This is a genomic window from Aquabacterium sp. (assembly GCF_036279655.1).
GTDB lineage: Bacteria > Pseudomonadota > Gammaproteobacteria > Burkholderiales > Burkholderiaceae_C > Aquabacterium.
Genome location: NZ_DASUIT010000073.1, coordinates 1 through 13,599, shown reverse-complemented (window position 1 = coordinate 13,599; position 13,599 = coordinate 1). Strand labels below are relative to the sequence as shown.

Here is a 13,599-nt window from a genome sequence, read left to right as displayed (position 1 = left end):
CACAACCAGGTGTTGCTTAATTCCACAGGAACCTTGAGGAAAGGTGGATCAGGCCGCCGTTGTCAGTTGCTGGGTCAGGCGATAACCTGCCCCACGAACCGTTTCGATCATCTGTGCGCGCTGCACGGGCGACAGAGCCTCGCGCAGACGCTTGACGTGCACATCCACCGTGCGTTCCTCGATGAAGACATGGTCTCCCCAGACGCGGTCCAGCAACTGCGCACGGCTGTGAACACGCTCCGGGTGGGTCATGAAGAAGTGCAGCAACTTGAACTCGGTTGGCCCCACCTTGACCTCCTGGTCGCCGCAGGCCACCCGACGGGTCGAAGGGTCCAGCCGCAAGCCAGCGATGTCCACCGCCGTGTCCAGGGCCTGAGGGGCCTTGCGGCGCAACAGGGCCCGCACCCGCGCCAGCAACTCCTGCGTGGAGAAGGGCTTGGTGAGGTAATCATCGGCACCAGCATCCAGACCGGCCACCTTGTCGGCCTCTTCTGCCCGCGCCGTGAGCATGATCACGGGCAGATCCCGCGTGCGCGTCTGACTGCGCCAGCGCTTGGCCAGGGCCACGCCCGAGGTGCCAGGCATCATCCAGTCCAGCAGCACCAAATCGGGCAGCACCTGATCCAGCTCGGCCTGCGCGGCATCGGCATGGCCTGCCACCACCACTTCGAAACCGGCATGACGCAAGTTCAGGGCGATCAGTTCAGCGATCGCAGCTTCGTCTTCCACCACCAGCACTCGGCTCATGTTGTGCCCTTTTGCTTACTTGATGATGTCCGCCACGGCTTCGGGCGAGTTGTGACGCACGTCCGTTCCCTTGACGATGTAGATGACCTGCTCGGCCAGGTTCTTGGCATGGTCACCCACGCGCTCGATGGCCTTGGCCACAAAGACCAGATCGATCGAAGCCGAAATGGTGCGCGGATCTTCCATCATGTAGGTGATCAGCTTGCGCATCAGGCCATCGAACTCGGCATCGATCTCGTTGTCGTTCTTGATCACTTCCAGGGCCACGGTGACATCCAGCCGCGCGAAGGCGTCCAGTGCCTTGCGCAAGGACGCCGTGGCCAGCGAGGCCTCGAAGGACACATCGCTGACAGGCAAGCGCAGGCGGCTGGACACGCCACTGTTGATCAGGCGCTGCACGGTGCGCGCGATGCGGGCAGCTTCGTCACCCACACGCTCCAGGTTGCCGATGGTCTTGGAGATCGCAATCAGCAGACGCAGGTCGCGCGCCGTGGGTTGACGACGCGCGATGATGGTCGACAGGTCGGCATCGATGTCCATTTCCATCTGATTGACACGGGCCTCGGTGTCCAGCACCTGGGTGGCCACATCGCCACCGTAATTGGTCAAGGCATAGATGGCCTGAGCCACCTGGGATTCAACCAGGCCACCCATTTCGAGCACGCGGGTCGAGATGCCGCTGAGCTCCATGTCAAACTGGCTCGACAAGTGTTTTTCTGTCATGTCTGTCTCTCCGATCAGCCGAAGCGGCCCGTGATGTAGTCTTCTGTCTCTTTTTTGCTGGGCTTCATGAACAGGTCGGTCGTGGGACCGAACTCCACCAGGTCACCCAGGTACATGTAAGCCGTGAAGTCGGAGCAGCGAGCAGCCTGCTGCATGTTGTGGGTCACGATCAGCACGGTGTAGTCGTTCTTGAGCTCATGGATCAACTCCTCGATCTTGCCCGTGGAGATGGGGTCCAGCGCCGAGCAGGGCTCATCCAGCAGGAGCACCTCCGGCTTGATTGCGATGCCACGGGCAATGCACAGACGCTGCTGCTGACCACCCGACAGGCCCGATCCGCTCTGGTTGAGCTTGTCCTTGACCTCGTTCCAGAGCGCCGCCTTCTTCAGGGCCCACTCCACACGCTCATCCATCTCGGCACGCGAGAGCGATTCGAACAGACGCACGCCAAAGGCGATGTTGTCGTAGATGGACATCGGGAAGGGCGTGGGCTTCTGGAACACCATGCCCACCTTGGCGCGGATCAGGGAGACATCTTCCTTGCTTTTGAGGATGTCCTGGCCGTCCAGCAGGATCTGCCCTTCAGCCCGCTGCTCGGGATAAAGCTCGAACATGCGGTTGAAGGTGCGCAGCAAGGTCGACTTGCCGCAGCCCGAAGGTCCGATGAAGGCGGTGACCTTGTTCTCGGGCAACTCCATGTTGATGTTCTTGAGCGCGTGGAACTTGCCGTAGAAGAAGTTCAGATTGCGCACGGCCAGCTTGACCTGCGTCGGAGTGGTTTGATGAACCTTGGCGTCCATGGGTGTCTTTCTCAACAAATAGGGGCAGGTGTGCTCAACGCTGGCGGAACACGGTGCGCGCGATGATGTTCAGGCCCAGCACACCGACGGTGATCAGGAACACGCCCGCCCAGGCCAGTTTCTGCCAGTTCTCATAGGGGCTCATGGCGAACTTGAAGATGGTGACGGGCAAGCTGGCCATGGGTTGGCCCAGATCCGATGTCCAGAACTGATTGGACAGGGCGGTGAACAGCAAGGGGGCGGTCTCACCCGAGATGCGGGCCACGGCCAGCAGGATGCCGGTGATCACGCCTGCGCGCGCCGACTTCAGGGTGATCGTGGCGATCACACGCCACTTGGGTGTCCCCAGGGCATAGGCCGCCTCACGCAGTGCGTGGGGGACCAGCGCCAGCATGTTCTCGGTCGTGCGGATCACCACGGGCACCACGATCAGGGCCAGCGCCAGCACGCCGGCAAAGCCCGAGAAGGTTTTCATCCGGGCGACCACCGCCGAGTAGATGAACAGACCCACCACGATGGACGGTGCCGACAACAGGATGTCATTGATGAAGCGTGTGACGCTGCCCAGCACGGTGCGCTGACCATACTCGGCCAGATAGATGCCTGCCATCACCCCCACCGGGGTGCCGATCAGCGTGGCCAGACCCACCATCATCAGAGAGCCCACGATGGCATTGGCCAAGCCACCCGCCTCCATGGGGGGCGGCGTCATTTCCGTGAAGGTGGCCAGGGCCAGGCCATCGACCCCCAGACGAACGGTTTCGATCAGGATCCAGATCAGCCAGACCAGACCAAAGGCCATGGCCGCCAGCGACAGGGCCAGCGCGATGGCATTGACACGCTTGCGTGCCTTGTGATGCTTGAGGCGTGATGCCTGAAGTGCTGCAGGCGTGTGGTTCACGAGCGGGCTCCTTCGGATTTCTGCAGGCGGGCCAGCAGCACTTTCGAGCAGGCCAGCACCACGAAGGTGATGAAGAACAGCACCAGGCCCAGGTAGATCAGCGAGGCCTGATGCAGGCCCTCACCGGCCTCGGCAAACTCGTTGGCCAGGGCCGAGGTGATGCTGTTGGCGGCCTCGAAGACCGACAGCGAATTGAGCTGGTTCATGTTGCCGATGACGAAGGTCACCGCCATGGTCTCACCCAGAGCACGCCCCAGGCCCAGCATGATGCCGCCCACCACACCGGTCTTGGTGTAGGGCAGCACGATCTTGGAGACCACCTCCCAGGTGGTCGACCCCAGTCCGTAGGCCGACTCCTTGAGCATGGGCGGCGTCACCTCGAACACATCACGCATCACCGAGGCGATGAAAGGGATGATCATGATGGCCAGGATGATGCCGGCCGAAAGAATGCCGATCCCCACAGGCGGCCCCGAGAACAAGGCGCCCAGATAAGGCAGATCGGTGGTCAACTCCTGCAGGGGCTGCTGCACATAGGTGGCCAAAATGGGCCCGAAGACCAGCAAGCCCCACATGCCATAGACGATGGAGGGCACGGCAGCCAGCAGTTCCACGGCGATACCCAGGGGGCGCTTGAGCCAGGAAGGCGACAACTCGGTCAGGAACATGGCGATGCCGAAACTGACGGGCACGGCAATCAGCAGCGCGATGAACGAGGTCATCAAGGTGCCATAGATCATCACCAGGCCACCGTAGCTGTCCTGCACAGGGTCCCATTCGGTGCGCGTGAGGAAGCTCAGGCCGTATTTTTCGATCGCAGGCCAGGCGCCCACGATCAATGACAGGATGATGCCTGCCAGCAAGGACAAGGTCAGGACCGCAGAGGCGCGTGCCAGGAAGGCAAACACCGCATCAGCCCAGGGGGCGTTCATGCGGCGGGTCGGAGGGTTGCTCATGGGGGAGGTTCTTTGACTTCGATCGACTGGAGACGCCGAACGACTGGCGTCTGTGGGCAAGATGGCACTCATCGGAACCTCCGTCCACACCGGTGGACTCGGAAACATTCATCATCGACAAGGCCGGGTGACTCACACAGGAGTCCCCGGCAATCTACTTCAAAACACGATCACTTGTAGGCGATGGCCTTGCCATCGGCACCTGCCACACCGGCCCACTGCTTGCGCACCAGGTCCTTGACCGATGCGGGCAAGGGCACGTACTCGAGATCGGCGGCCGTCTTGTCGCCACCCACATAGGCCCAGTCGAAGAACTTCAACGTGGCAGCCCCTTGAGCCGGCTTTTCCTGATTCTTGTGCATCAGGATGAAGGTCGCGCCCGTCAGAGGCCAGGCGTCCTTGCCAGCCTGGTTGGTCAGCACCTGGTAGAAGCTCTTGCTCCACTCGGCGCTGGCAGCCGCGGCCTTGAAGGTGGCATCGTCGGGCTGAACGAAGTTGCCTGCGGCATTCTTGATGGCCACATGCGACATCTTGTTCTGCTTGGCGTAGGCATACTCGACATAGCCGATCGAGTTGGGCAGGCGCTGCACGAAGGCCGACACGCCTTCGTTGCCCTTGCCACCCGCGCCCGTAGGCCAGTTCACAGCCGTGCCCTCACCCACCTTGGCCTTCCATTCGGCATTGACCTTGGAGAGATAGTTGGTGAACAGGAAGCTGGTGCCCGAGCCGTCGGCGCGGCGCACGGGTGCGATCGGCGCATCAGGCAGAGCCAGACCGGGGTTCAAGGCGACGATGGACGCATCGTTCCACTTCTTGACCTTGCCCAGATAGATGTTGCCCAGCACTTCGCCGGTCAGCTTGAGCTGGCCCGGAGCAATGCCCTTGACATTGACCACGGGAACCACGCCACCGATCACGGTGGGGAACTGGATCAGGCCGTCCTTGCTCAGCTCTTCATCCTTGAGCGGCATGTCGGAGGCACCGAAATCGACCGTCTTGGCCTTGATCTGCTTGATGCCGGCGCCGGAGCCGACCGACTGGTAATTGATGCGAACGCCAGTGGCCTTGTTGTAGGCATCAGCCCACTTCGAGTAGACAGGAGCCGGGAACGTGGCGCCCGCGCCGGTCACGTCTTGAGCCAGCACGGTGCCAGCAACCAGGGACAGAGAGGCTGCCACTGCAGTACGGATCATGTTGAATTTCATTCGTTCGCCTTTCGGATCATGTGACAGGATTGAACGAAACGGACTGTAAGGCGCGATTGTGACGGGTTCATGACAGACGGCCAGCAGTTTGTCACATGGCACACGACGGCTCGTGACCGTGCTGTCACGATTCGTTCATGAATCTGTCATGTGACAACTCTAAGGTGCGCACTGTGTTGTCCACCGTGCCGGTCGGACGACGTGTTTTGTTCAGGAGAACCCATGACCGCATCGATCCGTCACACTTTTGCCGCCACCTGCATCACCTTGGGCCTGCTGGCCAGCGCCCCCCTGACCCAAGCCGCCGAATCGGGCACCACGGTGGTGTCGGCCGCCGCTCAGATGTCCGAGCTGTCGACGTTTTATCGCCTGGTGCAACAAGCCGGCCTGAGCAGTGCCCTGGAGGCGCCCAACGTGACCGTCTTTGCCCCCACGGATGAGGCCTTCAAGGCTGTGCCGGCCGCCACCATGGACAAACTGTCGAAAGACCCTGAGCTGCTGAAGTCGGTGCTGAGCTTCCACGTTCTGCCGGGCAACCTGAAGGCCTCTGCCATCGATGGCAGCGCCCAACCCACCTCACTGCAAGGCGGCAAGCTCAACATCTCCAAGGCTGGCGACTTCGTCACCGTCGAAGACGCCCTCGTCATCAAGGCCGACATCCAGGCTGGCAACAGCGTGATCCATGAAATCGATCGCGTCCTGATGCCCGCCGTCAAGAAATAATCCGCGCTGTCATCGCACCCCGAGGCGCCCCGATCTGCACAGGTCAGGGCGCTTTTTCCTTGCACGGGGCATCATGATCAGCCGCGCACGGCGTCGGCCAGACGCTCGCAACAGCGGTCCGCCAGCGCCTGGTCCTGGGCCTCGACCATCAGGCGCAACAACGGCTCGGTCCCCGAGGCGCGGATCAGCACCCGGCCACGGCCGATCAGCTCCTGCTCGACGGCGGCCTGCACTTCCTTGAGCTGCGTGCTGGACTTCCAGTCCTGCCCGGGCAGCAAGCGAACATTGATCAGACGCTGCGGATAGAGCGTGACACCCTCCAGCCACTGCGCCAGCGTCTTGCCGCTGCGCACCACCGCCTGCAGGATCTGCAAGGCGCTGACGATGCCGTCACCCGTGGTGTGGCGGTCCAGGGCGATCAGGTGACCCGAGCCCTCTCCCCCCAATTGCCAGCCGCGGCAGATCAGCTCTTCGAGGACATAGCGGTCCCCCACCTTGGCACGCACAAAGGACACGCCTCGGGCCTGAATGGCCAGCTCAACCGCCATATTGGTCATCAAGGTGCCGACGGCACCCGGCACACTCTGGCCCTGAGCCAGGCGATCGGCCACCATCACATACAGCAGCTCGTCGCCGTTGTAGAGGCGGCCCTGGCGATCCACGAGCTGCAGGCGGTCGGCATCGCCGTCCAGGGCGATGCCGTAGTCGGCATGGTTGGCCTTGACCGCGCGCAACAAAGCATCCGGATGCGTGGCCCCCACCTGGTCGTTGATGTTGAAGCCATCGGGCGAGCAGCCGATGGACACCACCTCCGCACCCAGTTCATGGAACACATCGGGGGCCAGGTGATAGGCCGCACCGTTGGCGCCATCGACCACGATCTTGAGGCCCTTGAGCGATAGCAAGGGATCAAAGCTGCCCTTGCAGAACTCGATGTAGCGGCCGCGCGCATCTTCCAGACGGCGGGCCTTGCCCAACTGGCGTGAATCCACCCATTGCGGAGGCTGATCCAGGGCGGCTTCGACCTCCAGCTCCCACTCATCGGGCAGCTTTTCACCGCGGGCAGAGAAAAACTTGATGCCGTTGTCGGCAAAGGGGTTGTGCGATGCGCTGATCACGACCCCCAGGTCGCGGCGCAGCGCCCGCGTGAGATAGGCCACGCCCGGCGTCGGCAAAGGCCCCGTCAGCAGCACATCCACTCCGGCCGACGCAAAACCCGCTTCCAGGGCCGATTCCAGCATGTAGCCTGACACCCGGGTGTCCTTGCCGATCAGCACGGTCGGGCGCCCGCCCACCTGGCGGCGCAGGACCTGCCCCACGGCATGACCCAGACGCAGGACAAAGTCCGGCGTGATCGGAGACTGCCCCACCGTGCCGCGAATGCCATCGGTGCCGAAATACCGTCTGCTCATGTGATTCTCAGTGCTCGTATTTGGAGGAAAAACCAGGGCGGATTATCGCCCTGCCCCGACGCCTGGCGCCGGGACGCAGATCAAGCCGGATGGAAAACAGCGCGCCACACCTTGAGGGCATCCACCGTGGCGGCCACATCATGCACCCGCACGATATGGGCCCCCAGGGACACCCCCGCCAGCGCGGCTGACACGCTGGCCGCCAGACGCTCGCCCACGGGCTTGCCGGTGATCACGCCCAGGGTCGACTTGCGTGACCAGCCGATCAGCACCGGGTAGCCCAGCGCCAGCAGCTCAGCCTGACGCCTGAGCAAGGCCAGATTGTGCTCCGGCGTCTTGGCAAAACCGATGCCCGGATCCAGCACGATGCGCTCGGCGTGCACCCCGCGCTCCAGCAGATGCTGCGCGCGCCCGGCCAGGAAGTCGGCCACGGACGCCACGACATCGGGGTACCGCGCCTGGGATTGCATGGTCGCCGGCTCGCCCTGCATGTGCATCAGGCACACACCGCAATCGGCATGGGACGCCACCACATCCTCCGCGCCCGGTGCGCCCAGCGCCTTGACGTCATTGATGATGTCCACGCCCAGATCCAGCGCGCGCTGCATGACCTCGGTCTTGCAGGTGTCCACGGAGATGGGCACCCCCAGTGTCACTGCGTCGCGCAAGACGGGCTCCAACCGGGCCCATTCGTCCTGAGGCGTCAGCGTGGGAGCGCCTGGGCGGGTGGATTCTCCGCCGATGTCGAGGATGTCAGCGCCCTCCCGGATCAGCGCCTCGCAATGCGCCAGGCCTGTGGCCCGCTCATGGAAGCGCCCACCATCGGAAAACGAGTCCGGCGTGACATTGACGATGCCCATCACACGCGGCACGCTCAGATCGATCCGGTAACGGCTGGTTTGCCACCACATGGTCTGACCTTCCAAAGAAAAACGGGGCTTGCGCCCCGTTTGGTGTGGTCCAAAAGACGGACGGATCAGACGGCAGCCGGCGCACCATCCGTGCTCATCGGGGGCTTGTTGCCACCGTTGGGACGGTTGGTCGGAGGCGTCCAGTCCTTGGGAGGACGGGGCTCGCGGCCTTGCATGATGTCCTCGATCTGGTCAGCGTCGATGGTTTCCCATTCGAGCAGGGCCTTGGCCATGGCATGCATCTTGTCCTGATGATCCTCGATGAGCTTGCGCGCAATCGCGTACTGCTCGTCAATGATCTTGCGGATCTGCTGGTCCACCTTCTGCATGGTCTCTTCAGACATGTTGGTGGTCTTGGTGATGGAGCGACCCAGGAAGACTTCACCTTCATTGTCCGCGTAGACCATGGGGCCCAGCTCGTCCGTCATGCCGTAACGGGTGACCATGTCACGGGCAATCGCCGTGGCACGTTCAAAGTCGTTGGACGCGCCCGTGGTCATCTGGTTCATGAAGACCTCTTCGGCAATCCGGCCGCCGAACAGCACCGAGATGGTGTCAAGCATGCGGGTCTTGTCCATGCTGTAGCGGTCACCTTCGGGCAACTGCATGGTCACCCCCAGCGCACGGCCGCGCGGGATGATGGTGACCTTGTGGACAGGATCGGTCTTGGGCAGCAGGCGGGCGACCAGGGCATGGCCTGCCTCGTGGTAGGCCGTGTTCTTGCGCTCTTCCTCGGGCATGATCATGGACTTGCGCTCGGGGCCCATCATGATCTTGTCCTTGGCCTTCTCGAAGTCGTTCATCTCGACCACGCGGCCATTGCGGCGCGCAGCGAACAGAGCGGCTTCGTTGACCAGATTGGCCAGGTCGGCACCGGAGAAACCAGGCGTGCCACGCGCCAGAATGTCGGCACGCACGTCCTGACCCACGGGCACCTTGCGGATGTGCACGTTCAGGATCTGCTCGCGGCCACGCACATCAGGCAGGGTGACATAGACCTGACGGTCGAAACGACCAGGACGCAGCAGGGCCGGATCCAGGATGTCGGGGCGGTTGGTGGCCGCGATCACGATCACGCCCAGGTTGGTCTCGAAGCCGTCCATCTCGACCAGCATCTGGTTGAGGGTCTGCTCGCGCTCGTCATTGCCGCCACCCAGGCCAGCACCACGGTGACGACCGACCGCGTCGATTTCATCGACGAAGATGATGCAGGGGGCGTTCTTCTTGGCCTGCTCGAACATGTCGCGCACGCGGGCCGCGCCCACACCCACGAACATTTCGACGAAGTCGGAACCCGAGATGGTGAAGAAGGGCACCTTGGCTTCACCGGCGATCGACTTGGCCAGCAAGGTCTTGCCGGTGCCCGGAGGGCCGACCATCAGCACGCCACGAGGAATGCGACCGCCGAGCTTCTGGAACTTCTGGGGATCACGCAGGAAATCGACCAGTTCCTTGACTTCTTCCTTGGCCTCATCACAGCCCGCCACGTCGGCGAAGGTGATGTTGTTGTTGGATTCGTCAAGCATGCGGGCTCGGCTCTTGCCGAAGCTGAACGCACCGCCCTTGCCGCCGCCCTGCATCTGGCGCATGAAGTAGATCCACACCCCGATCAGCAGGAGCATGGGGCCCCACGACATCAGCAGGCCCAGCAGCAGCGAGGGCTCTTCGCGTGCCTTGACATCGAACTTGACGCCGTTGTTGATGAGATCGCCCACCAGACCACGGTCGAGCAGGGTCGCGGTGCTGCGCACACGCTTGTCATCCGTGGTGACGGCCAGGATCTCGGTGCCGCTGGGGCCCTCCTGCAACGTCACGCTCTTGATGCGCCGGGCGCGGACCTCTTCCAGGAACTCGGAGTAGCCGACTGGCGCTCCCCCCGATGTCGAGCGATCGAACTGCTTGAACACGGTGAACAGCACGAGTGCCACCACCAGCCAGACAGCGATCTTGGAAAACCATTGATTGTTGTTCACCGCGGCTCCTTCATCAACCACCACCGACGACATCCATTGCCACCGGCTGCACCAGGCCGCGTTCCAACGTGAAACGAGTACCTTCGCGGTATGTATGGGCCATTCTAGAACAGTCAAGTCCCCTGCGCAGGCCGGGCATCACATTTCAAGCCCATGAACAGGGGTGTTAAAGACCCTCATCAAGAAAATTCATCGGCAAGCGACAAATTTCACGTGTTTTTCAGGCCCACGCCCACCAGAAAGGTCTCTGCCGACTTGTCACGGGACGCCTTGGGCTTGATGGCTTTCACGACACGAAACGAATCACGAAACAGTTCCACCAACTGACTGTAGCCGCTGCCATGGAAGACCTTGCACACCAAGGCACCCTGGGGTTTGAGGTGGTTCTGACAGAAATCCACCGCCAGTTCCACCAGATGGGAAATGCGCGCCGCGTCAGACGAATCGATGCCGCTGAGGTTGGGCGCCATGTCGGAGATGACCACATCCACCTGACGGTCGCCCACGGCTGCCTGCAACTGGGCCAGCACGGCCTCTTCGCGGAAATCCCCCTGGATGAAGGTGACCCCTTCAATCGGCTCGAATTCCAGCAGGTCCAGCGCGATGATCGTGCCATTGAGCGCCCCCACAGCCGCCCCCCCCGTGCCCGCGTCCTTGGGGGCGAACTTGCGACGCACATACTGGCTCCATGCCCCCGGAACGGCACCGAGGTCCACCACGACCTGGCCGGGATGGATCAGGCGCAAGGTCTCGTCGATCTCCTTGAGCTTGTAGGCGGCACGGGATCGATAGCCTTCTTTCTGGGCCTGACGCACATAAGGATCGTGGATGTGTTCGTTCAACCACGCCTTATTGATCTTCTTGCTTTTGCTTTGTACTTTCATGACAGGGATAATACGCACATGCCTGCGATTCAACTAACAACTTCCGAGCGCAAAGTCCTCAGGGCTGATGCGCACCACCTGGACCCCGTCGTCATGATCGGCGGCGATGGTCTCACCCCTGCCGTTCTCAAGGAAGCCGATTCGGCCCTGAAGGCCCACGGCCTGATCAAGGTCCGTGTTCTGGGCGACGACCGTGCCGCCCGTGAAGAGATGTATGCCCAGCTGTGCGACCAGCTCGACGCGGCGCCCATTCAGCACATCGGCAAACTGCTGGTGATCTGGCGCCCGGTGCCTGAAAAGTCGTCCGAACCCAAGGAAGACCGCGGTGCGGGCCCCCGTGAAGTCAAGATTCTGAAGTTCTCCAAAAGCGGCACCCGCCGCCCCGAGATCAAGAAGATCAAGGTCATGGGCAATGAGCGCGTCACCGCCGGTGGTCTCATCAAGCGAGCCAAGAAGCGCGTGGCCAGCAAGAAGCCCGACTGATTCCGCGGATCACACGACTCTCGCCGCAGCGTGCACCTCCGACAGGTGCTCGCCTGCGGCTTTTTTGCTTTCAAGGCGTGGTGGGTGCCGTCGTCGCTGTGAGGCGCCAGGCCAGCACCAGCACCATCAGGCCCTTGAGCCAGAACATCGCCGCCGAAATGCCATGCAGTGCACCAAAGGACAAGGGCGTGGGCTGACCGGCTTTGGCCGCCTCGATCATGGGGTGTAAGCCAAATTGACCGAACACCGTCAGGAACAGGGCCGCAAGGATCAGCATCAGGTTGCCCGTCATGACCTCCCGGCGCCCTTGTTGCTCGGCCAGATCGCGCACACGGCGCCGCTCGCTCAGGAACAGGACGATGGCCAGCGCCAGACTGACCTTGGCCTCCACCGAAAAGATGCGCCCCGCGCCCTGCCCTGCCATCTGACGCTCGAACACGGCGAACAGGCTGGGCGCCGCAATGGCGCCCACACCCACGACCATGCCACCCCACAGGCCGGCCAGCCAGGCCTGGATGCGAACCAGTCTGCTCATGGGCATGCCGCCATCAGGCGTAACGGACTTCGATGATCTCGTAGTTGCGAGCGCCACCGGGCGCCTGCACCGTGGCCACATCACCGGCTTCCTTGCCGATCAGCGCCCGGGCAATGGGCGAGCCAATCGAGATCTTGCCTTCTTTGAGGTCGGCCTCGTCGTCACCCACGATCTGGTAGGTCACGACATCACCCGTGGCCTCGATCTCCATCTCGACCGTGGCGCCAAAGACCACACGCCCCCCCGCGTCCAGCGTCGAAGGATCGATGATCTGGGCCGCCGACAGCTTGCTTTCGATCTCGTTGATGCGGCCTTCGATGAAGCCTTGCTTGTCCTTGGCGGCGTCGTACTCGGCGTTTTCCGACAGGTCACCCTGGGCACGGGCCTCGGCGATGGCCTGAACCACGGCGGGGCGTTCGACATGCTTGAGGCGCTGCAGCTCTTCCTTGAGCATCTCGGCGCCGCGCTTGGTGATGGGGATGGTCGACATGATTCTTGTCTCGCTAAAGAGATGAGCCGCTGCCCAAAAGCCACCCAAAGGATGGTTGCCGGGCGCGGCCCACATGTGTTGTATCGGGTGCGGCAGGTGGATCACACCTGCCGCTGAATGCACAGTTTAGTGCAGTTTGGCGTGCAACTCCTGCAGCGAGTAGACCACCAGGTCATCCTGGTGCTTCATCGCTTCCACGGCAGCTTCGCAGCCTGCCATGGTGGTGTAGTAGGTCACGCGGTTGGCCAGGGCCGCCGTGCGGATGCTGCGCGAGTCGGCGATGGCCGTGCGCGTTTCATCCACGGTGGTGAACACCAGCTGGATCTCGCCGGCCTTGATGGCGTCCGAGATGTGCGGGCGGCCGTCCTTGACCTTGTTGACCGGCTTGACCGGCACACCCGCAGCCGCGATGGCTGCTGCCGTGCCCTTGGTGGCCACCACGCTGAAGCCCAGCGCCACCAGATCACGGGCGACGGCCACGGCACGCGCCTTGTCGCCATCCTTCACCGAGATGCACACCGTGCCCTTGGCCGGCAGGCGCGAGCCCGCACCCAGCTGGCTCTTGAGCATGGCTTCACCGAAGGTTTCGCCCACGCCCATGACCTCACCGGTCGAACGCATTTCAGGGCCGAGGACAGGGTCCACACCCGGGAACTTGTTGAAGGGGAAGACGGCTTCCTTGACGGTGAAGTAAGGCGGCACGACTTCACGCGGGGCCTTGCCATCGGGCGAGGTCTGCGAGGACAGCTTCTGGCCGGCCATGCAGCGCGCCGCGATCTTGGCCAGGGGCTGCCCCGTGGCCTTGGACACATAAGGCACCGTGCGCGAGGCGCGGGGGTTCACTTCCAGCACAAAG

Annotated in this window: 14 protein-coding genes and 1 pseudogene; 2 read left to right on the top strand and 13 right to left on the bottom strand. The window is 62.7% G+C overall.

The genetic code is table 11. The features are described 5' to 3' along the window. Positions 1 to 48 precede the first annotated feature (48 nt). The 6 genes from phoB to pstS form a co-directional block, all read right to left on the bottom strand. On the bottom strand, positions 49 to 747 hold the full coding sequence (phoB, locus tag VFW84_RS08915; protein ID WP_329680103.1) for a phosphate regulon transcriptional regulator PhoB: 699 nt from the start codon (positions 745 to 747) through the stop codon (positions 49 to 51). Between the two features lie 15 nt (positions 748 to 762). After that, entirely contained in the window at positions 763 to 1,470 is a 708-nt protein-coding gene (gene phoU, locus VFW84_RS08910; RefSeq protein WP_329680102.1) for a phosphate signaling complex protein PhoU, read from the bottom strand. A gap of 14 nt (positions 1,471 to 1,484) precedes the next feature. Then, on the bottom strand, positions 1,485 to 2,270 hold the full coding sequence (gene pstB / locus VFW84_RS08905; protein WP_329680101.1) for a phosphate ABC transporter ATP-binding protein PstB: 786 nt from the start codon (positions 2,268 to 2,270) through the stop codon (positions 1,485 to 1,487). 34 nt (positions 2,271 to 2,304) lie between these two features. Next, a complete protein-coding gene (gene pstA, locus VFW84_RS08900; RefSeq protein ID WP_329680100.1) occupies positions 2,305 to 3,171 on the bottom strand; it encodes a phosphate ABC transporter permease PstA in 867 nt (288 codons plus the stop codon). Further along, entirely contained in the window at positions 3,168 to 4,199 is a 1,032-nt protein-coding gene (gene pstC / locus VFW84_RS08895; RefSeq protein WP_329680099.1) for a phosphate ABC transporter permease PstC, read from the bottom strand. Before pstC ends, pstA begins: the two co-directional genes overlap by 4 nt. 98 nt (positions 4,200 to 4,297) lie before the next feature. Next, positions 4,298 to 5,332 (bottom strand): phosphate ABC transporter substrate-binding protein PstS, encoded by a 1,035-nt coding sequence (gene pstS / locus VFW84_RS08890; RefSeq protein WP_329680098.1) that lies wholly within the window; start codon positions 5,330 to 5,332, stop codon positions 4,298 to 4,300. Between the two features lie 222 nt (positions 5,333 to 5,554). Between pstS and VFW84_RS08885 the strand changes: the two genes are divergently transcribed. Further along, the gene (locus tag VFW84_RS08885) at positions 5,555 to 6,055 is read left to right on the top strand and encodes a fasciclin domain-containing protein (RefSeq protein WP_329680097.1); all 501 of its coding nucleotides are present in this window, start codon (positions 5,555 to 5,557) and stop codon (positions 6,053 to 6,055) included. Between the two features lie 77 nt (positions 6,056 to 6,132). Here the strand turns inward: VFW84_RS08885 and glmM are convergent, their stop codons facing one another. The 4 genes from glmM to VFW84_RS08865 form a co-directional block, all read right to left on the bottom strand. Then, complete coding sequence (gene glmM, locus VFW84_RS08880; protein WP_329680096.1) at positions 6,133 to 7,467, bottom strand: phosphoglucosamine mutase; 1,335 nt, start codon at positions 7,465 to 7,467, stop codon at positions 6,133 to 6,135. An 80-nt stretch (positions 7,468 to 7,547) separates the two neighbouring features. Continuing rightward, positions 7,548 to 8,378, bottom strand: coding sequence for a dihydropteroate synthase (folP, locus tag VFW84_RS08875; protein WP_329680095.1), 831 nt, complete (start codon positions 8,376 to 8,378; stop codon positions 7,548 to 7,550). Positions 8,379 to 8,443: 65 nt separating this feature from the next. Continuing rightward, positions 8,444 to 10,351 carry an ATP-dependent zinc metalloprotease FtsH gene (gene ftsH / locus VFW84_RS08870; protein ID WP_329680094.1) on the bottom strand — a complete coding sequence of 636 codons (1,908 nt, stop codon included), beginning with the start codon at positions 10,349 to 10,351 and terminating at the stop codon, positions 8,444 to 8,446. 209 nt (positions 10,352 to 10,560) lie between these two features. Further along, positions 10,561 to 11,235 carry an RlmE family RNA methyltransferase gene (locus tag VFW84_RS08865; protein ID WP_329680093.1) on the bottom strand — a complete coding sequence of 225 codons (675 nt, stop codon included), beginning with the start codon at positions 11,233 to 11,235 and terminating at the stop codon, positions 10,561 to 10,563. Positions 11,236 to 11,253: 18 nt separating this feature from the next. Here VFW84_RS08865 and VFW84_RS08860 point away from each other — a divergent pair, with 18 nt between their 5' ends. After that, on the top strand, positions 11,254 to 11,718 hold the full coding sequence (locus tag VFW84_RS08860) for a YhbY family RNA-binding protein (protein ID WP_329680092.1): 465 nt from the start codon (positions 11,254 to 11,256) through the stop codon (positions 11,716 to 11,718). 70 nt (positions 11,719 to 11,788) lie between these two features. Here the strand turns inward: VFW84_RS08860 and VFW84_RS08855 are convergent, their stop codons facing one another. From VFW84_RS08855 to carB, 3 genes and pseudogenes are all read right to left on the bottom strand, one after another. After that, the gene (locus tag VFW84_RS08855) at positions 11,789 to 12,253 is read right to left on the bottom strand and encodes a DUF4149 domain-containing protein (protein ID WP_329680091.1); all 465 of its coding nucleotides are present in this window, start codon (positions 12,251 to 12,253) and stop codon (positions 11,789 to 11,791) included. Between the two features lie 13 nt (positions 12,254 to 12,266). Further along, positions 12,267 to 12,743 (bottom strand): transcription elongation factor GreA, encoded by a 477-nt coding sequence (gene greA, locus VFW84_RS08850; RefSeq protein ID WP_329680090.1) that lies wholly within the window; start codon positions 12,741 to 12,743, stop codon positions 12,267 to 12,269. 126 nt (positions 12,744 to 12,869) lie between these two features. Continuing rightward, positions 12,870 to 13,599: pseudogene (gene carB, locus VFW84_RS08845) on the bottom strand (carbamoyl phosphate synthase large subunit); the annotation flags it as partial.

Coding starts and splice junctions, on each gene's coding strand:
- phoB (WP_329680103.1), bottom strand. CDS start 747: ATGAGCCGAGTGCTGGTGGTGGAAGACGAAGCTGCGATCGCTGAACTG.
- phoU (WP_329680102.1), bottom strand. CDS start 1,470: ATGACAGAAAAACACTTGTCGAGCCAGTTTGACATGGAGCTCAGCGGC.
- pstB (WP_329680101.1), bottom strand. CDS start 2,270: ATGGACGCCAAGGTTCATCAAACCACTCCGACGCAGGTCAAGCTGGCC.
- pstC (WP_329680099.1), bottom strand. CDS start 4,199: ATGAGTGCCATCTTGCCCACAGACGCCAGTCGTTCGGCGTCTCCAGTC.
- pstS (WP_329680098.1), bottom strand. CDS start 5,332: ATGAAATTCAACATGATCCGTACTGCAGTGGCAGCCTCTCTGTCCCTG.
- VFW84_RS08885 (WP_329680097.1), top strand. CDS start 5,555: ATGACCGCATCGATCCGTCACACTTTTGCCGCCACCTGCATCACCTTG.
- glmM (WP_329680096.1), bottom strand. CDS start 7,467: ATGAGCAGACGGTATTTCGGCACCGATGGCATTCGCGGCACGGTGGGG.
- folP (WP_329680095.1), bottom strand. CDS start 8,378: ATGTGGTGGCAAACCAGCCGTTACCGGATCGATCTGAGCGTGCCGCGT.
- VFW84_RS08865 (WP_329680093.1), bottom strand. CDS start 11,235: ATGAAAGTACAAAGCAAAAGCAAGAAGATCAATAAGGCGTGGTTGAAC.
- VFW84_RS08860 (WP_329680092.1), top strand. CDS start 11,254: ATGCCTGCGATTCAACTAACAACTTCCGAGCGCAAAGTCCTCAGGGCT.
- VFW84_RS08855 (WP_329680091.1), bottom strand. CDS start 12,253: ATGAGCAGACTGGTTCGCATCCAGGCCTGGCTGGCCGGCCTGTGGGGT.
- greA (WP_329680090.1), bottom strand. CDS start 12,743: ATGTCGACCATCCCCATCACCAAGCGCGGCGCCGAGATGCTCAAGGAA.